Annotated in this window: 20 protein-coding genes; 18 read left to right on the forward strand and 2 right to left on the reverse strand. The window is 73.7% G+C overall.

All coding sequences use genetic code 11. From position 1 onward, the window contains the following. Positions 1-16: 16 nt before the first annotated feature. On the forward strand, positions 17-1,636 hold the full coding sequence (locus ABZ573_RS04370) for a DUF885 domain-containing protein (protein WP_151456302.1): 1,620 nt from the start codon (positions 17-19) through the stop codon (positions 1,634-1,636). A gap of 19 nt (positions 1,637-1,655) precedes the next feature. Here the strand turns inward: ABZ573_RS04370 and ABZ573_RS04375 are convergent, their stop codons facing one another. Next, positions 1,656-2,348, reverse strand: a complete 693-nt coding sequence (locus ABZ573_RS04375; RefSeq protein WP_358115504.1) for a hypothetical protein — start codon at positions 2,346-2,348, stop codon at positions 1,656-1,658. A 233-nt stretch (positions 2,349-2,581) separates the two neighbouring features. On the opposite strand from ABZ573_RS04375, the gene eno reads away from it, so the two are divergent. From eno to ABZ573_RS04395, 4 genes are read left to right on the forward strand one after another with little or no spacing between them, the layout of a single operon-like run. Further along, positions 2,582-3,865 carry a phosphopyruvate hydratase gene (gene eno, locus ABZ573_RS04380; RefSeq protein ID WP_151456304.1) on the forward strand — a complete coding sequence of 428 codons (1,284 nt, stop codon included), beginning with the start codon at positions 2,582-2,584 and terminating at the stop codon, positions 3,863-3,865. Positions 3,866-3,897: 32 nt separating this feature from the next. Then, positions 3,898-4,536: a septum formation initiator family protein gene (locus ABZ573_RS04385; RefSeq protein ID WP_151456310.1), complete on the forward strand. Its 639-nt coding sequence runs from the start codon at positions 3,898-3,900 to the stop codon at positions 4,534-4,536. 34 nt (positions 4,537-4,570) lie between these two features. Continuing rightward, positions 4,571-5,128, forward strand: a complete 558-nt coding sequence (locus ABZ573_RS04390) for a DUF501 domain-containing protein (RefSeq protein WP_311414780.1) — start codon at positions 4,571-4,573, stop codon at positions 5,126-5,128. Positions 5,129-5,130: 2 nt separating this feature from the next. After that, entirely contained in the window at positions 5,131-5,667 is a 537-nt protein-coding gene (locus ABZ573_RS04395; protein WP_151456306.1) for an amino-acid N-acetyltransferase, read from the forward strand. Here ABZ573_RS04395 and ABZ573_RS04400 read toward each other — a convergent pair. Beyond that, entirely contained in the window at positions 5,559-6,215 is a 657-nt protein-coding gene (locus tag ABZ573_RS04400; RefSeq protein ID WP_358115508.1) for a PHB depolymerase family esterase, read from the reverse strand. The two genes, ABZ573_RS04395 and ABZ573_RS04400, sit on opposite strands and share 109 nt — an antisense overlap. Positions 6,216-7,330: 1,115 nt before the next feature. On the opposite strand from ABZ573_RS04400, the gene ABZ573_RS04405 reads away from it, so the two are divergent. The 13 genes from ABZ573_RS04405 to ABZ573_RS04465 all read left to right on the forward strand — a co-directional run bounded on the left by ABZ573_RS04405 (position 7,331) and on the right by ABZ573_RS04465 (position 18,839). Further along, on the forward strand, positions 7,331-8,260 hold the full coding sequence (locus ABZ573_RS04405) for a Ppx/GppA phosphatase family protein (RefSeq protein ID WP_358116138.1): 930 nt from the start codon (positions 7,331-7,333) through the stop codon (positions 8,258-8,260). Positions 8,261-9,112: 852 nt separating this feature from the next. Next, positions 9,113-9,259, forward strand: coding sequence for a hypothetical protein (locus tag ABZ573_RS04410; RefSeq protein WP_192581514.1), 147 nt, complete (start codon positions 9,113-9,115; stop codon positions 9,257-9,259). 67 nt (positions 9,260-9,326) lie between these two features. After that, a complete protein-coding gene (locus ABZ573_RS04415) occupies positions 9,327-9,659 on the forward strand; it encodes a PadR family transcriptional regulator (RefSeq protein ID WP_089001967.1) in 333 nt (110 codons plus the stop codon). After that, positions 9,656-10,690 (forward strand): hypothetical protein, encoded by a 1,035-nt coding sequence (locus ABZ573_RS04420; protein ID WP_358115511.1) that lies wholly within the window; start codon positions 9,656-9,658, stop codon positions 10,688-10,690. Before ABZ573_RS04415 ends, ABZ573_RS04420 begins: the two co-directional genes overlap by 4 nt. 117 nt (positions 10,691-10,807) lie before the next feature. After that, the gene (locus tag ABZ573_RS04425; protein ID WP_327030509.1) at positions 10,808-11,290 is read left to right on the forward strand and encodes a hypothetical protein; all 483 of its coding nucleotides are present in this window, start codon (positions 10,808-10,810) and stop codon (positions 11,288-11,290) included. A 199-nt stretch (positions 11,291-11,489) separates the two neighbouring features. After that, positions 11,490-12,176 (forward strand): dienelactone hydrolase family protein, encoded by a 687-nt coding sequence (locus ABZ573_RS04430; protein ID WP_358115514.1) that lies wholly within the window; start codon positions 11,490-11,492, stop codon positions 12,174-12,176. A 19-nt stretch (positions 12,177-12,195) separates the two neighbouring features. Beyond that, positions 12,196-12,909, forward strand: a complete 714-nt coding sequence (locus ABZ573_RS04435; RefSeq protein ID WP_151457709.1) for a uracil-DNA glycosylase — start codon at positions 12,196-12,198, stop codon at positions 12,907-12,909. Between the two features lie 78 nt (positions 12,910-12,987). Further along, positions 12,988-13,731, forward strand: coding sequence for a DUF4129 domain-containing protein (locus ABZ573_RS04440; protein ID WP_151457707.1), 744 nt, complete (start codon positions 12,988-12,990; stop codon positions 13,729-13,731). 64 nt (positions 13,732-13,795) lie between these two features. After that, complete coding sequence (locus ABZ573_RS04445) at positions 13,796-14,380, forward strand: hypothetical protein (protein WP_327030510.1); 585 nt, start codon at positions 13,796-13,798, stop codon at positions 14,378-14,380. Continuing rightward, a complete protein-coding gene (locus tag ABZ573_RS04450) occupies positions 14,380-15,378 on the forward strand; it encodes a MoxR family ATPase (protein ID WP_151457016.1) in 999 nt (332 codons plus the stop codon). The genes ABZ573_RS04445 and ABZ573_RS04450 overlap by 1 nt, the downstream gene beginning before the upstream one ends. 14 nt (positions 15,379-15,392) lie before the next feature. Next, the gene (locus ABZ573_RS04455; RefSeq protein WP_358115519.1) at positions 15,393-16,787 is read left to right on the forward strand and encodes a DUF58 domain-containing protein; all 1,395 of its coding nucleotides are present in this window, start codon (positions 15,393-15,395) and stop codon (positions 16,785-16,787) included. Positions 16,788-16,842: 55 nt separating this feature from the next. Beyond that, positions 16,843-17,403 (forward strand): hypothetical protein, encoded by a 561-nt coding sequence (locus ABZ573_RS04460; protein ID WP_151457018.1) that lies wholly within the window; start codon positions 16,843-16,845, stop codon positions 17,401-17,403. A 104-nt stretch (positions 17,404-17,507) separates the two neighbouring features. Further along, the gene (locus ABZ573_RS04465) at positions 17,508-18,839 is read left to right on the forward strand and encodes an NAD(P)/FAD-dependent oxidoreductase (RefSeq protein ID WP_151457019.1); all 1,332 of its coding nucleotides are present in this window, start codon (positions 17,508-17,510) and stop codon (positions 18,837-18,839) included. Positions 18,840-18,857 lie beyond the last annotated feature (18 nt).

The raw sequence follows: 18,857 nt of genomic DNA on the forward strand, positions 1-18,857 counted from the left end.
CCGGTAGGGTCGGCGGGTGGAATCGTTTGTGCCGCTCGCGGAGCGGATCGTCGACGCGTTGCTGGAGAGCCGGCCGGGGGTCGCGACCTCCACCGGCGACCACCGTTACGACGACCGGCTGCCGGACCTCTCCGCCGAGGCGGTCGCGGCCGACCGGACCATGCTCAAGGAAGCCGCGGACGCGCTCGCCGAGCTGGACCCGGACGCGCTGGACGTCGAGGAGCGCGTCGACCACGCGCTGCTCACCTCGTTCGTGGACCGGGAGCTGTTCGAGTCCGGCGACATCCGCGCGCACGAGTGGGACCCGCTGCGGCACAACCCCGGGCCGCTGCTGCACGCGCTGCTCGCCCGCCCGTACGCCCCGGTCGACGTGCGACTGACCAGCCTGGCGGGCCGGCTCGCCGCCGTACCGGACGCGTTGGCGACCGCGCGCGCGACGCTGCGCGACATGCCGCGCATCCACGCGGAGACGGCGGTCGGGCAGTTCACCGGCGCGGCCGCGCTGATCCGCGACGAGGTGCCGGCGCTGCTCGCGCAGGCCCCCGCCCTGCACGACCGGGTCGAGCCGGCCGCCACCGCGGCGATCGCGGCGCTGGAGGAGTTCGTCGCGTGGCTGCGTCAGGGCCTGGCCGCCGACGCCGGCCCCGGGCGGGACCCGCGGCTGGGCCGCCGCCGCTGGGAGGCGCGGCTCTGGCACACCCTCGACACGGAGCTGGGGGCCGCCGAGATCCAGCGCCGGGCCTGGGCCAACCTGGACCGGGTCGGCGAGGAGATCCGCGCGGCGGCCGTCGAGCTGGTCGGCGGCCCCGCCGACGACGAGACGGTACGCCGGGCGCTGGACCTGCTGGCCGCCGAGCACCCGGACGACCACACCATCGTGGACCTCGCCTCGGTCACCCTGGACGAGGCGACCGACTTCGTGCGCGCCCACGACCTGGTCACCCTGGTCGACGACCCGTGCGTGATCCAGGAGATGCCCCAGTTCGCCCGGGGCGTGGCGGTCGCCTACTGCGACTCGCCCGGCCCGCTGGAGACGGCGGACGTGCCGACGTTCTACTGCATCGCGCCCACCCCGGCGGACTGGCCCGCGCACCGGGTCGAGTCGTTCTACCGCGAGTACAACGACCACATGATCCGCAACCTGACGGTGCACGAGGCGATGCCGGGGCACTTCCTCCAGCTCGCCCACGCCCGCCGGCACGTCGGCCCCACCCGGGTCCGCGCGCTGACCGAGTCGGGCCCCTTCATCGAGGGCTGGGCGGTCTACACGGAGGAGCTGATGGCCGGCCTCGGCTTCGGCGGCCTGCCGGTGCGGTTGCAGCAGCTCAAGATGCAGCTCCGGATGACCATCAACGCGCTGCTGGACCAGCTCGTGCACTGCGAGGAGCTGCCGGAGGCCGAGGCGATGGCGCTGATGACCGGGCGGGGCTTCCAGGAGGAGGGGGAGGCGGCCGGCAAGTGGCGGCGCGCCCTGCTCACCTCGACGCAGCTCTCGACGTACTTCGTCGGCTACAGCGAGGTGGCCGCGATCGCCGCCGCCCGCCCGGCCGGCGTGGCGGTGCGCGAGTGGCACGACGCGATGCTCGCCCACGACTGCCCGCCCCCGCGCCACCTGCGCACCCTGCTCGGCGTCTGAGGACCGCCGGCGGGGTCGGTCACGAGCTGGCCGGGCGGCGGTCCACGACGCCGGCGTCGGGCGGCAGGTCGAACACCGCGCCGTCGACCGTCTCGCGGTAGCGGCTCAGTGCCAGCTCGACCTGGCGGCCGTCGACCAGGCCGGTGAAGCTGCCCAGCACCCCGTCGGTGGTCACGCAGGCGGTGAAGTCCCCGGCCGACTGCGCCACGTCGACGCAGGTGGCGTGGTGGCCAGCGAGGGTGGTGTCGCTCTGCTCGATCACCGCGTCCGGGTCCAGCGCGGCGGTGGTGAGCAGCCCCACGACGACCGGCGGCGTCACCAGCCCCCGCTGCTTGGCCTCGGTGAACATGGTCACCGTGGGCTTCGCGTTGGGCGCGGGCGGGGCCTCCAGGGTGCAGGTCGCGCGCCCGGCGCCGGTCTCGCAGCGGGTCGTCGCCTCCGGGGTGACGGTGAGCTTGCCGCCGGGCCAGGTGTAGGCGGAGCGGGCCGGGTCCTGGGCCTGGGCGATCGTGGCGGTCTGCCCGCCGGAGAGCTGGTAGTCGGCGGAGTAGGTCAGCTCCAGCGCCCGGTCGAGCCGGGCGGCCATGTCGTTCACCAGGTCGGACCGCCCGATCGTGCGGCCGGCGTCGTCGAGGGTCTGACAACCGGTCACCGTGAGCGACGCGATGACCGACGCGGCGAGCATGCGGAGGGTGGTCGAGGCGGCGGGCATGGCGACCAGCCTGGCCGATCGGGCCAACCGCGCGCAAACCCGTTGCCGGTTGAGGCACGAGAATCCGGGAATGTCCGAGTAAAGCATTGCCCGGAGGCAGGTTTCGGGTCGGGCCGGCGAGCGCCCGGACCGCCCGCGTCCGAGCGTCGCCCGATACGCTGCGTTCAACAACTGCCTCAGCCGCACCGTCGCGGCCCATACCGGACCGGAACACACAAACGAGGAGCGACTCAGTGGCAACCATCGAGGGAATCGTCGCGCGGGAGATTCTGGACTCGCGGGGCAACCCGACCGTCGAGGTCGAGGTCGGGCTCGACGACGGCACGATCGCCCGGGCGGCGGTGCCCTCCGGCGCCTCCACGGGCGCCTTCGAGGCGATCGAACTGCGCGACGGTGACGCCGACCGCTACCAGGGCAAGGGCGTCGAGAAGGCGGTCTCGAACATCGAGGACAAGATCGTCGACGAGCTGATCGGCTACGAGGCCAGCGAGCAGCGGCTGATCGACCAGAAGATGCTCGACGTCGACGGCACGGACAGCAAGTCCGAGCTGGGCGCGAACGCCATCCTCGGCGTCTCCCTGGCGGTGGCCAAGGCGGCGGCCGGCAGCGCCGAGCTGAGCCTCTTCCGCTACCTGGGTGGCCCGAACGCGCACCTGCTGCCCGTGCCGATGATGAACATCCTCAACGGTGGCGCGCACGCGGACTCGAACGTCGACATCCAGGAGTTCATGATCGCGCCGATCGGCGCGCCCAGCTTCCGCGAGGCGCTGCGCTCCGGCACGGAGGTCTACCACGCGCTGAAGTCGGTGCTGAAGAAGAAGGAGCTCTCCACCGGCCTCGGCGACGAGGGCGGCTTCGCGCCGAACCTGCCCACCAACGCCGCCGCCCTGGACCTGATCGCCGAGGCGGTGGAGAAGGCCGGTTACCGGCTCGGCACCGACATCGTCTTCGCGCTCGACGTGGCCGCCACCGAGTTCTTCGACAACGGCACCTACACCTTCGAGGGCACCGCGAAGACCGCCGAGGAGATGAGCAACTACTACACCAAGCTCGCCGGCGACTACCCGATCGTGTCGATCGAGGACCCGCTGGCCGAGGACGACTGGACCGGCTGGCAGACGCTGACCGCCTCGCTCGGCGACCGCATCCAGATCGTCGGCGACGACCTGTTCGTCACCAACCCGCAGCGCATCGCCCGCGGCATCGCCGAGAAGGCCGCCAACGCGGTCCTGGTGAAGGTCAACCAGATCGGTTCGCTGACCGAGACCCTGGACGCGGTGGACCTGGCCCACCGGGCCGGCTTCAAGTGCATGATGAGCCACCGCTCCGGCGAGACCGAGGACACCACCATCGCCGACCTGGCGGTGGCCACGGGCTGCGGCCAGATCAAGACCGGTGCCCCGGCCCGCTCGGACCGGGTCGCGAAGTACAACCAGCTCCTGCGGATCGAGGAGGAGCTGGCCGACGCGGCGCGGTACGCCGGGGCGGGCGCCTTCCCGCGCTACCGTTCGGCCTGAGACGCGCGAGGCCTCGGGGGAGGGGTGTGACGATGCAGCAGCGCCGCACACCGGGCGGTCAGCGCCCCGCCCGTCGGCCGGGTCACACCGGCCGGCCGGGCGGGGCCCGGGGCGCCCGGGCGTCGGTCCGCGAGGGCGGCGTCCGCGCCGAGTCGCGGGCCACGGCCGGGCGCGCGCCGGGGGCGGCCCGGGGCGCGGAGGGCGTACGCTCCGCGAGCCGGCCCGCCGCGGCCCGTCGTACGGCCGCCGGCACCGTCAAGCGGCTCTCCGCACCCCGCTCCCGGGGCCTCACCGGGCGGGCCACCGTGCTCTTCGCGGTGCTGATCGCGCTCGCCCTGGCCTACACCTACCCGGTGCGCGTCTACCTGGACCAGCAGGCCGACATCGAACGGATGGAAGCCGCCCAGGCCGCCCAGCGGGAGGCGATCGAGGAGCTGTCCGAGCGGGCGGCCAAGTGGCAGGACCCGGAATACATCAAGATCCAGGCCAGGGAGCGGTTCTTCATGGGCCCACCGGGCGAGACGCTGCTGGTGGTGCTCTCCGACCCGGCGGGCGCCGCCCGGGACGCCGGTTCGTCCACGGCCCCGTCGGCACCCGTCACCCCCGCTTCCTGGTACGACACCCTCTGGTCGAGCGTGCAGGCCGCCAACGGCGAGCAGCCCGACCGGTGAGCAGCACCCGAGCATCGAACGAGAGATCAGCATCGTGACTGTCGTACCACCGCAGGAGCCGGCGGCGGACTCCGTACCCCCGCCGCGGCGCGAACCGGCCACCGAGGCCGACCTGGCCGCGGTGGCCGCGCAGCTCGGACGCCCGCCCCGGGGCACCCGGGCCGTGGCCCACCGCTGCCCCTGCGGCCTGCCGGACGTGGTGGAGACGACCCCGCGCCTGGCCGACGGCACCCCCTTCCCGACGCTGTTCTACCTGACCTGCCCCCGGGCGACGGCGGCGTGCAGCCGGCTGGAGTCGGCGGGGTTGATGAAGGAGATGGCGGACCGGCTGGCCGCCGACCCGGAGCTGGCCGCGCGCTACCGTGCCGCGCACGAGGACTACCTGGCCCGCCGGGACGCGATCGGCGAGGTGCCGGAGATCGCCGGCATCTCCGCCGGCGGGATGCCCGGCCGGGTGAAGTGCCTGCACGTGCACCTCGGGCACGCGCTCGGGGCCGGGCCCGGGGTGAACCCGTTCGGCGACGAGACGCTGGCGCTGGTGGAGAAGTGGTGGGCGGCCGGCCCGTGCGTGGACGTGCCGGCGGCGGACTGACCATGGCGGGCGCGGACGGGGGCGTGGCGGGGGCCGACGAGATCGTGGTGCGGCGGGCCCGCACCTCGGACGTGCGCGGCATCCGGCGGCTGGTCGACACCTACACCGACGACCGGCGGCTGCTCAGCAAGGCCACCGTGACCCTCTACGAGCACGTGCAGGAGTTCCGGGTCGCGGTCCGGGCCGGCGACGGCGCGGTGGTCGGCTGCGGGGCGCTGCACGTGATGTGGGAGGACCTGGCCGAGATCCGTACGGTGGCGGTCGACCCCTCCTGCCGCGGGCGCAAGCTCGGCCACCGGATCGTCGCGGAGCTGATCGACGGCGCCCGCGAGCTGGGGGTGGCCCGGATCTTCGTGCTCACCTTCGAGACCCGGTTCTTCGGCTCGTTCGGGTTCACCGAGATCGACGGCGCGCCCGTGCCGCAGCCGGTCTACGAGCAGCTCCTGCGCTCGTACGACGAGGGCGTCGCCGAGTTCCTGGACCTGGAACGCGTCAAGCCGAACACCCTCGGCAACACCCGGATGCTGCTGCGCCTCTGACCGGCCCGGTGCGGGTGACCCGTGGCGCGCCCGCCGGCGGTGCGCCGGTCGCCGGCGTGCAGCGCAGCCGTCGCTGCCAGGTCCGTACGCCCTCGGTGAAGACGTCGGCGTAGCGGTCCTGCCCGCCGATGAAGGTGATCACCGAGACCGGTCGCCGGGGCACGTACGTCTCGGGGGCCGCTGTAGCCGCCGCTGACCACGCCGATCGCCGCGAAGAGCCTCTCGCCCTCGACGGCGGCCCGGAAGCTCATGTCCCCGCCGTTGGAGATCCCGATGAGGTAGACCCGGTCCGGATCAGCCCGCCACGTCCGTACGAGGTGGGCGGTGAGGTCCTTGAGGAAGCCGACGTCGTCGGTCGTCCCGCAGCAGGTACCGGCGGTCGGCCCCGCCGTGCGCCAGGGTGAGCCGGTGGTCGCCGGCGGCGGGGCGCTCGACGGCCCCCGAAGGCGACGGGGCCGGCGTGACCCGGGACTGACCCCGGTCCCCACCGCACGCCGTGGCGACGACGGCGAAGAGCACCCCGTCAGCACTGCCACCGTCCGTCGCACGCCCCGCCCCCTCCGTGACCCCGGTCCACACTGGATGGCCCCGCCTGAACGGGGCAACCCTTTCGGTCCAGGCCGAAGAGCGGCAGTCTGCTGGCATGCTCCGTCTCCGCCTGGGACTGGCGGACCTGTGCCGGGTCCGCTTCGCCGACCGCCTGCACCCGGTCGGCATGTCCCTGCTGGCCTGCCAGGCGCTGCACGACGCGGACACGGCCCGGATGACGCCGGGCCCCGCGGCGGACGCGGCCTCCGCGTCGGGTCCGGTCCGGTCCGCCGCCTCCGTGCTGCGGCACCTGCTTCCCGCGCGCGGGCGCCTGCCCGACTTCCTCACCCCGCTGGACGGCCTCGAATCGGTCGTCGCCGGTCTGGAGGCGATCCGGGCAGCCCCCGTCGGGCGCATCCGGGCGGAGGTCACCGCCGCGTACGCGCAGTTGCCCGCGACGCCGCTGCGCAGGCGGTTCGCCGAGGCCGACGGGGAGACGATGGACCTGTTCGGCCGGGCCCTGGGCACCTGGCACGACGCGGTGCTCGCGCCGCACTGGGCCGACCTGACGGAGGCGCACCGGCACCACGTGGCGGGGGCGACCGCGCAACTCGCCACGCACGGGTTGGACGGGCTGCTGAACGCGCTGCACCCGGCGATCCGATGGCAGGCGCCGACGCTGACGGTGCGGACCTGGTGGAGCGCCTCGCTGTCCGGCACCGGCCACGGCCTGCTCCTGCTGCCCTCGCCGCTGGCCGGCCCGCATCCCCGGGTGCTGGTGGAGCCCGGTCGGCCGGTGCTGGTGGTGTACCCCGCGCCGATGCCGCGCCTGATGAGGGCCACCACCCCCGATCCGCTGGGCCGCCTGCTGGGGGCGACCCGGGCGGCGGTGCTGCGCCGCCTCGCCGGCCCCGGCCGGCACACCACCACGGCGCTCGGCCGGGCCGTCGGAATCAGCACCTCCTCGGCGTCCGAGCACGCGGGGGCGTTGCGGGCGGCGGGGCTGGTCGCCAGCGTCCGGGACGGCGGCGCGGTGCTGCACCGGTTGACGCCGCTCGGCACCGAACTGCTGGACGCGGGCTACGCCGGGTCACCTGAGCGCGCCTGGCGTAGGGTTGCTGCCGTGACGACGCGTGTGGCCGCCATCGACTGCGGGACCAACTCGATCCGACTGCTGGTCGCCGACCTGCCGGACGCCTCGGCGGGTCCGGAGGCTCCGCTGGCCGACCTGAGCCGACGGATGCAGATCGTGCGCCTCGGCCAGGGCGTCGACAAGACGGGGCGGCTGGCCCCGGAGGCGATCGAACGCACGCGGGTCGCGCTGGCCTCGTACGCCGCCGAGATCGAGAAGCTGGGCGCGGAGCGGGTCCGGATGTGCGCCACCTCGGCGTCCCGGGACGCCACCAACGCCGCCGAGTTCCGGGAGATGGTCGAGCGGACCCTCGGGGTCGCGCCCGAGGTGGTGACCGGCGACGAGGAGGCGCGGCTCTCCTTCACGGGCGCGGTGCGCGGGCTGCCCGCCGACGCGCGCGAGCCGTACCTGGTCGTCGACATCGGCGGCGGCTCGACCGAGTTCGTCGTCGGCACCCGCGCGGGCGGCGTCGAGGCGGCCATCTCGATGGACATCGGCTGCGTCCGGATGACCGAGCGGCACCTGCACGGCGACCCGCCGGGGCTGGACGAGGTCGCCGCCGCGCAGGCCGACATCGCGGCGGCGGTGGACCGCGCGCTGGAGGCCGTGCCGGGCCGGCAGGCCGCCACGCTGGTCGGGCTCGCCGGGTCGGTCACCACCGTGGTCGCGATCGCCCAGGGCCTCCAGCAGTACGACCCGAGCCGCATCCACCACGCCCGGGTGTCGTACGACGCGGTGGCCGCGACGACCGCCGACCTGCTCGGCAAGAGCCGGGAGCAGCGGCTGGCGATCCCGGTCATGCACCCGGGCCGCGCGGACGTGATCGGGGCGGGCGCCCTGGTGCTCCGGGTGATCATGGAACGGGCGGGGATGGACTCGGTGGTCGCCTCCGAGCACGACATCCTCGACGGCATCGCCTGGAGCATCCTGTAACAAGTCGGCCCCAGGCGCCGTTGGCGCGCTGAACCCGGGCCCCGCCAGGAGGTACCCGACATGACGCAGGACCCTACCCGCTGTTCAACACGTTCCTGGGCTGGACAATCAGGGGGCCGATGAAGAGCCCGGCCCCCTGTCCCATCCCGGCCGCTACCGAAAAGCGGTGATCAGCGCAGCCAACGCCAGCAGGAGCGGAGGCACGAGCTTCAACAGCTCGACGCGTCGCCTGTGACGCCGTTCAGCTCCGCTTTCCCGCGCGCCAGGCGTGATGCATTCCGGCCTCTCCTCTGCGTCAGCGTTGACGCCTTCCGGGGGTGTGGGTACATTCATGTCGGCTCCATTTTCGTACGTCTACCAGGGCTTACGTTGAGGCGGGAGTCACCAGCAGCGCCCGGGTGGCCTCCCGGGCGACTGCTTCTGTGGGCCAACTAATTCCCTGCAACTTCCTCGTTGTCGCCGTCAATAATCTGGTGCCCCTCTTTCAAGCGGTTGTTGCGCCCGATCTTGACGCCGTCTCTGCGGCCTGTCTCCGACGGTAGGGCTGCTCCCATCGGCGCCGCAATGAGCTGCGCCAGAGTGAGTGCGGAGGAAAGCCACATTCATGGGAAGAGTCTTCCCGCGAATGCTCGGGATGCTGCTCTGGCAGTTGGCCGGCTGTCCGGGCAGGTCAGCCGTGTGGATGACGGTCTTCCGCCGAGGGCGACGGCGGGCGCCGGTGGGTTGACGGGCGCGTGACAGCCCTAGCGATCGTCGTCGGCGGCGTGATCGCCGCCGCGCTCGGCGCCCGCCTGGCGGAGTCGGGGCCGAGTCTGGCCGCGTCGAGCCGGCCCGGCCGCCGACCCGTGGCGGTTGCGCCCGTCCGGAGTGCTGCTGGAGTTGTCCGCCGGCGACGAGCCGGAGCGTTGGCCGATCGACCTCGCGCAGGCTCGCGCGTTGGTGCACGTACTCCGGGATCTGCTGCGGACCGCGGACGACGCCGCCCGCCGCGCGGCCTGATCCGGCATCCGTTCCTCGTGCCCGATGTCGTTGACGGTACTGTGCATTGCGCACTAGTGTGCATTGCGTGGACACCACACAACTGCTGAAGGGCGTGCTGGATCTCGCGGTCCTCGCCGTGCTCCGCGAGGAGGACGGCTACGGCTACGACATCCTGCGCCGGCTGCGCGACGCCGGGTTGGAGGAGGTCGGCGACGCCTCGGTCTACGGCACGCTGCGCCGGCTCTACGCCGCCGGCCTGCTGACCACCTACGTCGTGCCGAGCGAGTCCGGCCCGCACCGCAAGTACTACTCACTCAACGCCGCCGGCCGGGACCAGCTCACCCGCTCCGGCAAGCTCTGGCGCTCGTTCGCCACCACCATGGACGCACTGCTCGACGATCGGGGGATGGCGGCATGACCGTCATGGAGCAGGAGATCGCGGACTACGCCGCACGGGTCCGGGCCGCGCTGGCCGACCTGCCGCCGGCGCAGCGCGACGAGTTGACCGAGGACCTGCCGGAGCACCTCGCCGAGGTCGCCGCCGAGGCCGGCGGCTCGCTGGTCGACCGGCTCGGCGAGCCCGAGGCGTACGCGGCCGAGCTGCGCGTCGCGGCCGGGGTCGGCGCCACCAGCGGCGGCGGGCGCCGCAACCGTCGCCTCGGTGTCGCCGTGGACCGGCTCCGCGCCCGGGCGCACCGCTGGGACGTCCAACTCGGACCACCCCTCGGGTACGCCTCAGCGAGCGAGTTCCTCCGGTTGCTCCGGCCGGCGTGGTGGGTGCTGCGGGGCTACCTGGCCGCCATGCTCGTCACGGTGGTCACGACCGGCGACACGTTCGGTGTGCTGCCCGAGCTCAACGGCAGCCTGCTGGCCGGCCTGGTGCTGCTCGCCGGCAGTGTGCTCGCCTCGATCTGGCTCGGCCACCACACGCCGGGCCTGACCCGGCCCAAGCGGCGGGTGCTGCACGTCGGCACGGCGGTGCTGGTGATCTTCGGGCTGGTCGGCCTGGCGGACATGAACGACCGGGTCGGCAGCGGCGACCTCGACTACGAGCAGATCTCGATCGACGGCCGGTACGACCACATCCGCGACGTCTTCGTCTACGACAGCGAGGGGCGGTTGGTGTCCAACGCCCGGCTCTTCGACCAGAACGGCGACCCGATCCGGCTCGGTCGTCCGATGTGCCCGAACCCGCCGGACCTGAACCTGGCCAACGCGCTGTTGCACCCGTACCCGTACTGCCCGGAGTTGGCGCCGTTCGGGCCCCGGCCGGGCGCGAGCACTCCGCCTCTGCTGAACCCGCCGGGGCTGCCCGTACCCGCACCCTCGGAGGCCGCGCCCGCGCCGGGCGGCAACCCGACCCCGACGCCCACGCCGACCGGCACCTCGACCCCCGCGCCCGCATCGACGGGCATGCCGACCGGCACCCCCGCGCCGAGCCGGACGTGAACAGGATCATGGAATGAAGCTGGGAAATAGCTGAACGGATGAGTCCAGCGGGGCAACGGCTGTCGGTCCCGGTCGCTACGGTGTCGTCTGCTCACTCACCCCCCGGAAGGAAAACGCGTGTCAGAGCAGGTCGCACCGCCCCCCGCGCCGGACGCCGCCCAGCCCCCGTCGGCCGTCCAGGCGCCGCCCCCGGCGGAGCCCCAGGCCGAGAAGTCCGGTTCCAAGAAGCTGCTCGGCATCGTGGGCGCGATCGTCGTGTTCCTGGTCGTCGCGGGCCTCAAGTTCGGCATCGGCTCGGCGATCGGCAACTTCTTCAACAAGGACGAGACCGCTGAGGCCAAGGTCGGCGACTGCATCGCCGAGCTGCCCGAGGTGACCGGCACCAAGGAGGAGAAGGTCGACGGCGCGAAGGTCGTCGAGTGCACCTCCACCGACGCCGTCTACAACGTGGTCGGCCGTGTCGACGGGCAGACCCAGGCGCAGGCCCGCTCCGGCGAGGCGTGCGGGCAGTACATCAAGGAGGGCCAGGAGGGCTACGTCTACTACAGCATCGAGCCGGGCAAGACCGGCTACCTGCTGTGCCTGACGAAGAAGGCCTGATCCCCCGGCACGACAGGACCGCCGACGGCGGCGCGGACATCGTCCGCGCCGCCGTCGGCGTCCGTGGCTAGGGCGTAGACAGGAGGTGTATGCCACTGTTCCGGCGTCTTCCCCGGGGCGCTCACGGCGTGGCAGGCTACCGACACGTAGCAACACTGTGCGACCAGCCAACGATGACTGACCGCTAGGAGGACGGCCGATGGGCGAGATGGTGAGCTACCGCGGCAACGGGGGGACGGGCGAGGGGTATCTCGCGATACCCTCCGGCGGTGCGACCAGCCCTGCGGTCATCGTCATCCAGGACTGGTGGGGCCTGGTGCCGCACGTCCGGGCGGTCGTGGACCGCTTCGCCGAGGCCGGTTTCGTCGCCCTCGCCCCGGACTTCCGCCACGGCGGCCCGGCCAGCAAGCCGAGTGAGCCCCGGCAGATGCTGAACAGCCAGCAGATGGACGAGGCGGCGGCGGACATCGCCGGCGCGGCCGACTACCTCGCCAGCCGGCCCGAGGTCGCCGGCAAGGTGGGCTGTGCGGGCTTCTGCGCCGGGGCGAGCCTGGCCCTCTGGGCGGCGACCCGGTCCGAGCGGATCGTCGCCACCACCGCCTTCTACCCCCGACTGCCGTGGGACGGGATGCGCCCCGAGTGGCCCGACTACGCGGGCAAGGCGGCGCTCATCCACTGCTCCGAAGAGGACGGCACCTCCGCTGCCGACGGCGTACGCACCGTCCGCCGCGCCATCGAGACCTCCGGCGGCACCTGCCAGGTCCACGACTACCCCGGCACCTCGCACGCCTTCTTCAACGAGGACCGGCCGGAGAACTTCGACCAGCGCGCCGCCGCCACCGCCTGGGCCCGCACCCTCGAACTCTTCCGGGCCAAGCTTGGCTGAGCCCCGTACGCCCGACGAGGTGGTCGCCCGCGCCGCGCGGGCGACCGGCCTGGCCGACCTCGACGCCGCCGTCAGCGACTGCTTCGCCTGCCCGCGGCTGGTGCGGTGGCGCGAGGAGGTGGCCCGCGTCCGCCGGGCGGCCTTCCGGGACCAGGAGTACTGGGGCCGGCCGGTGCCCGGCTTCGGCGTCCCCGACGCGCGCATCGCCATCCTCGGACTGGCGCCCGCCGCGCACGGCGGCAACCGCACGGGCCGCATCTTCACCGGCGACCGGTCCGGCGACGTCCTGTTCGCCGCGTTGCACCGGGCCGGGCTGGCCAACCAGCCGACCAGCGTCGCCGCCGACGACGGGCTGGCCCTGCGCGACCTGCGGATCTTCTCCGCCGTGCGCTGCGCCCCGCCGGACAACAAGCCCACCCCCGAGGAACGGGACACGTGCGCGCCGTGGCTGCACCGCGAGGTGGCGCTGATCCGGCCCACCCTGCGCGTCGTGGTCGCGCTGGGAGCGTTCGCCTGGGCCTCGTGGTGGCCGGTGCTGCGCCAGGTGTACGGTCTGCGCCCGCCCAGCCCGCGACCGGCGTTCGGCCATGGGGCACACTGGTCCGGCACGGGCGCACCGGCGCTGCTCGGCTGCTACCACGTCAGCCAGCAGAACACCTTCACCGGGCGGCTGACACCAGGGATGCTGGACGATGTGTTCGCCCGGGCGAAGCAACTGGCCGGGGCGGACTGAGGCGTGGGGGCGGTGGCGATGACGGACGGAACGCGTCGAGTCGTGGGACACGCCCCGGCGACCCGGAGGTAGCCCTCGATGGAATTCAGCGCCCTGCGCAGGTGGTGGCCGGTCGCGGCGGTGGTGCTCCTGCTGGCCGTCGCCGCGTTCTCGTCCGCCCACTCGTCGATCGGCGCCAGTCGGATCCCGCCCGCCGCCGACAGCATCCCGTACGTGCCGGAATATCCGAGCGCCGAGCCGGCCGAGTCGATCCCCGTCGAACCAAGGGACGCCGGCCAGGCCACCCAGGCGTCGATCCCGCAGTGGATCGCCACCGTCGCCATCGTACTGCTCGGGCTGGCGATCCTCGTCGTCTTCGGCTATCTCACCTGGACGTTGGTCCGGGGCGCGATACGCCGCACCACCCGGGCGCTGCCAACGCAGCGGTCCCGGCGGACACCCGAGGGCACCGCCCGCGAGGTGGCCGCCGCCCTCGACGCCGGCCTGGAGGAGTTGGACGACCGCGACACCGATCCGCGTACGGCGGTGATCGCCTGCTGGGTGCGCCTGGAGCAGGCCGCCGCCGGGGCCGGCGTGCCCCGGCTGGCCGGCGACACCCCCACCGACCTGGTCACCCGGCTGCTGCGGGGCGACCCGTCGGTGGGCATCCCGGCCATCGCCAGCGCCGACGTGCTGGCCGAGTTCGCCCACGTCTACCGCGAGGCCCGCTACGCCACCCGTGAGGTCGACGAGCGCACCCGCGACCAGGCCCGGGCGGCGCTGCGCCGGCTGCGCGGCGAGTTGACCGTCGTGGTCGCCGACGACACGGAGGTGCCGGCGTGACCGGGGCACCCACCGGCGTGACCGGGGCGCGGCCGGCGCCCGCCCGACGTGGCGAGGTGACGCCGTGAGCAGCACCAGCATCGACGACCTGCTGAGCGTCGAGGACGAGCGACCGGCACGCGCCGAGCCCCGGCGGGGCGGGCGGGTCGGTCGGGTGCTCCGTCCCCTGGCCGGTGTCGCGGCCGTCGTGATCGTGCTGGTCGCCGGCCTGCGCCTGGTGGGCCTGCGGGTCTCGCTGCCGATCCTCGTGGCCGGGGTGGTCGCGCTGTTCGTGGTGCGTCGCGTCGTCGCCGCCCTCACGCCCCCGCCCCCGCCCCGCGGCGGCGGTCGGGCCCCCGTCTCCGACGACGACGGCACCTGGAACTGGGGCGCCAGGGACGCGCTGCGCACCGCGATCAACGGCTGGGAACTGCCGCTGGACTGGTCGGCCACCCGGCCCGAACGCTTCACCACCGTGATCCTGCCCCGGCTCGGGGAGTTGGCCGACGAGCGGCTGAGCCAGCGGCACGGCGTGACCCGCGAGTCGGATCCGGCCCGGGCCCGGGTGCTGCTGGGTGACCAGCTGTGGAAGTTCCTGGAGACCCCGCCTCGCCGCACCCCGTCGCCGCGCAACCTCGCGGCGATCGTCGCCGAACTGGAGAGACTGTGATGAACGACGTGGACCGCAGCATGCCCGCCGCCGAGGTCGGCCCCCTCGCCCGGTCGGTGCTGGAGGCGGTCGGTCAGGTCGTCGTCGGCAAGCGGGACGCGCTGGAACTGGTGCTCGCCGGCATCCTGGCCGGCGGCCACGTGCTGCTGGAGGACCTGCCGGGCCTCGGCAAGACGCTGACCGCGCGGTCCTTCGCCCAGGCGCTCGGGCTGGACTTCCGCCGGCTCCAGTTCACCCCCGACCTGCTGCCCGCCGACGTGACCGGTTCGTTCCTGTACGACCAGCGCAGCGGCGACTTCTCGTTCCGGGCCGGGCCGGTCTTCACCAACCTGCTCCTCGCCGACGAGATCAACCGGACCCCGCCGAAGACCCAGTCGGCCCTGCTGGAGGCGATGCAGGAGAAGCAGGTCTCGGTGGAGGGCGTGACGTACAAGCTGGACGAGCCGTTCCACGTGCTGGCCACCGCCAACCCCATCGAGTACGAGGGCACGTACCCGCTGCCGGAGGCGCAGCTCGACCGGTTCCTGCTCCGGGTCTCCTTCGGCTACCCCGAAGCCGAGGAGGAGTGGGAGGTGCTGCGCCGGCGGATGTCCCGCCGCCGCGAGGAGGCGGACATCAAGCCGGTGGTCGACGCGGCGACCCTGCGCGCCATGCAGGCCGCGCTGGAGGACGTGGTCGTGGAGGACTCCGTCGGCCGCTACATCGTCGCGCTGACCGCCGCCACCCGGGAACACCCGTCGGTGCTGGTCGGCGCCTCGCCGCGCGGCTCGCTGGCGCTGCTGCTGCTGTCCCGCGTACGGGCCGTCATGGCCGGGCGCGACTACGTCGTCCCGGAGGACGTCAAGGAGGTCGCGGCGCCCGCCCTGGCACACCGGATCACGCTGCGGCCGGAAATGTGGCTGCGCCGCGTCGATCCGTCCTTCGTGGTCGGCGAGGTGCTGGAGGCGACCCCGGCCCCCGCCAGCGGCGCGCTGCCCAGCTACGCCGCCGGGCACTGATGGTCGCGCCCGCCGTGTCGCCCCGAGAGTCGCCGCCGCAGGAGCCGGAGCCCGCGACCGGCTGGGTGCCCACGTGGGCGCTCGGCCGGGCGGTGCTCCTCACCGGGCTGCTGCTGATCGCGGGGGTGCTGCTCGGCCGGGTGGACCTGGTCGTGCTGGCCGCCCCGTTCGCGCTGGGCACCGCGTACGCGCTGCGCCGTCGGCCGACCGCCCTGCCGCAGATCTGGATCTCCGCCGACGAGGGGCACCTGGTCGAGGGCGGCGAGCTGACCGGCACGGTCACCGTCGGCAACCCGGACCTGATCGACTACGACGTGGCGGTGGTGCGCAGCCGGGTCTCGCCGTGGCTGCGGGTGCAGCAGGTGACGATCGCCGGGGCGACCACCGCGTCCGGGGCGGCTTCGGCCGTCGCCCCGTCCGTCGCCGACCGGCCGTTCGTGACCGCCGTCCCGACGGCGGCGGCCGTGGACCTGGAGCTGACCGGCACGGCGCTGCGCTGGGGCCGGCACCCCATCGGCCCGGCGGGCGCCCGGGCGGCCGCCGCGCAGGGACTGCTGGTCTCCCGCGCCGTGATCGCCGAGCCGTCCCGGTTGCGGGTCTACCCGAGGACCGAGCCGTTCGACGCCGTCGAGGCGATGCCCCGGGCCGCCGGCCTGGTCGGCGCGCACCACTCGCGCCGGCCCGGCGAGGGCGGCGAACTGGCCGGCGTACGGGTCTTCGCCCCGGGCGACCGGCTGCGCCGGGTCGACTGGCGGGTGTCGCTGCGGGCCCGGCAACTGCACGTGGCGGCCACCCTCTCCGACCGCGACGCCGAGGTGGTGCTGCTGCTCGACGTGCTCGCCGAGGCGGGCCGTTCGGGTGGGGTGTCCGGGGCCGCCTCCGTGCTGGACACCACAGTCCGGGCCGCCGCCGCGATCGCCGAGCACTACCTGCACCGGGGCGACCGGGTGTCGATGCTCGAGTACGGCCCGGCCGCCCGCCGGCTGCGTCCCGCCGCCGGCCGCCGGCAGTACCTCACGGTCCTGGAGTGGCTGCTGGAGGTGCGGGCGGAGCACTCCCCGCACGAGCCGTACGACCAGGTGTTCGGGCCGCAGTTGCTGTCGGCGGACGCGCTGGTGGTGGTCCTCACCCCGCTGCTCGACGAGCGGTCGGCGCAGATGCTGGCCCGGCTGGCCCGCTCCGGGCGGTTCGTGGTCGCGGTGGACACCCTGCCGGCGGACCTCACCCCGCCGAAGGACCGGGGCTGGGCCGAGGTGGCGTACCGGCTGTGGCGGCTGGACCGGGACACCATGATCGGGCAGCTGCGGGAGCACGGCGTGCCGGTGGTGCGGTGGGCCGGCGCGGGCAGCCTCGACGAGGTGCTGCGGGACGTGGCCCGCCTGGCGACCGCCCCGAGGGTGGCCCGGTGAGCGCGAGGAATGTAGCGCAGCGGAGTCCCGCAGTCGCGAACGAAAGGCGGGCCCGGTGAGCGCGGTCACCGAACGGGCCAGGGCGTTGCGGTACGCCGCCGCCCGGATCAGCCTGACGCCGCTGCTGGTGCGCGCTGGCATCTTCCTCACCGTGCTGGTCGGCCTGCTGCTCGCGTACCCGTCGCAGGTGCTGCTCGGGCGGCCGCTGCTCGCCCTCGTGGCGGTGGCGGTCCTGCCGGCGGTCGGGCCGCGCCGGCTCTGGCCGACCTTCGCGGCGCTGGTCACGGTCGGCGGCTGGCTGATGGCCACCGACGGGTACGGCCGGCCGATCGCCCTCTGGCGGCTGCTCGCCGTGGCGGCGGTGCTCTACCTCACCCACACCCTCTGCGCGCTGGCCGCCGTGCTGCCGTACGACGCGGTGGTCGACCCGAACCTGATCGTGCGGTGGCTGGCCCGGGCCGGTGCGGTGCTGCTGGCCACCTTCGTCCTCGGCGTCCTGCTGGTCGAGGTCGGCAGGCTCGGTGGTGACGCTGGACACCAGGCGGCGACGGTGGTCGGTCTGCTCGTGGCGGTGGCGGTGGCGGCGTTGCTGGGGTGGCTGCTGCGCCGCAGGTGACAGCCCTTTTTCGGGGTAGTCATGCAGGTCACAGGGGTTGTGCTCCGTCACAGAGAAGGGGCGCGAGCGGGATTAGCCGGGCCGCGCGGGGAAAGATAGATGACGTGAACCCGAAGCGGATCCTTGTGGTGGGTGCCGGGCACGTCGGTCTCTACGCGGCCCTGCGCCTGTCGAAGAAGCTCAGCTCCCGTGAGGCCGAGGTCGTCGTGGTGGACCCTCAGCCCCACATGACCTACCAGCCGTTCCTGCCCGAGGCGGCGGCCGGCAACATCTCGCCCCGGCACTCCGTGGTGCCGCTGCGGCGGGAGTTGCGGCGGTGCAAGGTGGTGGCGGGCGCGGTGACCCGGATCGACCACCACCGCAAGACCGCCGTGGTGCAGCCCATCAGCGGCCCCACCCGGGAGATCCCGTACGACCACGTGGTCGTCGCCCCGGGTTCGGTCTCCCGGACGCTGCCGATCCCCGGCCTGCACGAGCAGGGCATCGGCTTCAAGACCATCGGCGAGGCCATCTACCTGCGCAACCACGTGCTGGACCGGCTCGACGTGGCCGCCGCCACGCCGGACCCGGCCGTCCGCCGGTCGGCGCTGACCTTCACCTTCGTCGGCGGCGGGTACGCCGGCATCGAGGCGCTCGCCGAGATGGAGGACATGGCCCGGGACGCCCTGAAGTACTACCCGGAGCTCAAGCCCGAGGACATGCGCTGGGTGCTGGTCGAGGCGACCCAACGGGTGCTGCCCGAGGTCGACCGGGACATGGGCGCCTACACGGTGCAGCAGCTGCTCAAGCGGAACATGGACATCCGGCTGGACACCCGCCTGGAGTCCTGCCTCGACGGGGTGGTGAAGCTCTCCGACGGCGACAGCTTCCGCTCCGACACCATCGTCTGGACGGCCGGCGTGAAGCCGTCGCCGATGCTGGACGCGACGGACTTCCCGCGCGACGAGCGGCGGCGGGTCACCTGCCTGCCGACCCTCCAGGTGGTCGACGGCGACCGGGTGGTCGACGGCGCCTGGAGCGCCGGTGACTGCGCGGCCGTGCCGGACCTGACCAAGGAGCCGGGCAACTACTGCTCGCCGAGCGCCCAGCACGCGGTCCGCCAGGCCGCCCGGATGGCCGACAACATCGTCAACGTCGTCCGTGGCCGGGAGCCGGTGGAGTACAAGCACAAGCACGCCGGCAGCGTCGCCAGCCTCGGCCTGCACAAGGGCGTGGCCCAGGTGTACGGGATCAAGATGACCGGCTGGCCGGCGTGGTTCATGCACCGGACGTACCACATGAGCCGGATCCCGTCGTTGAACCGCAAGGTCCGGGTCGTGGTCGACTGGTCGCTGGCGTTCTTCCTGAAGCGCGAGGTGGTCGCCCTCGGCCAGCTGCACGATCCGCGCGAGGAGTTCGCCGAGGCGTCCCAGCCGGTCGGCGCCGGCCGCGCCTGACGGAGCACGCGAAGCCCT

Origin of the sequence: Micromonospora sp. NPDC007220 (assembly GCF_040634035.1) — a bacterium.
GTDB lineage: Bacteria > Actinomycetota > Actinomycetes > Mycobacteriales > Micromonosporaceae > Micromonospora > Micromonospora reichwaldensis.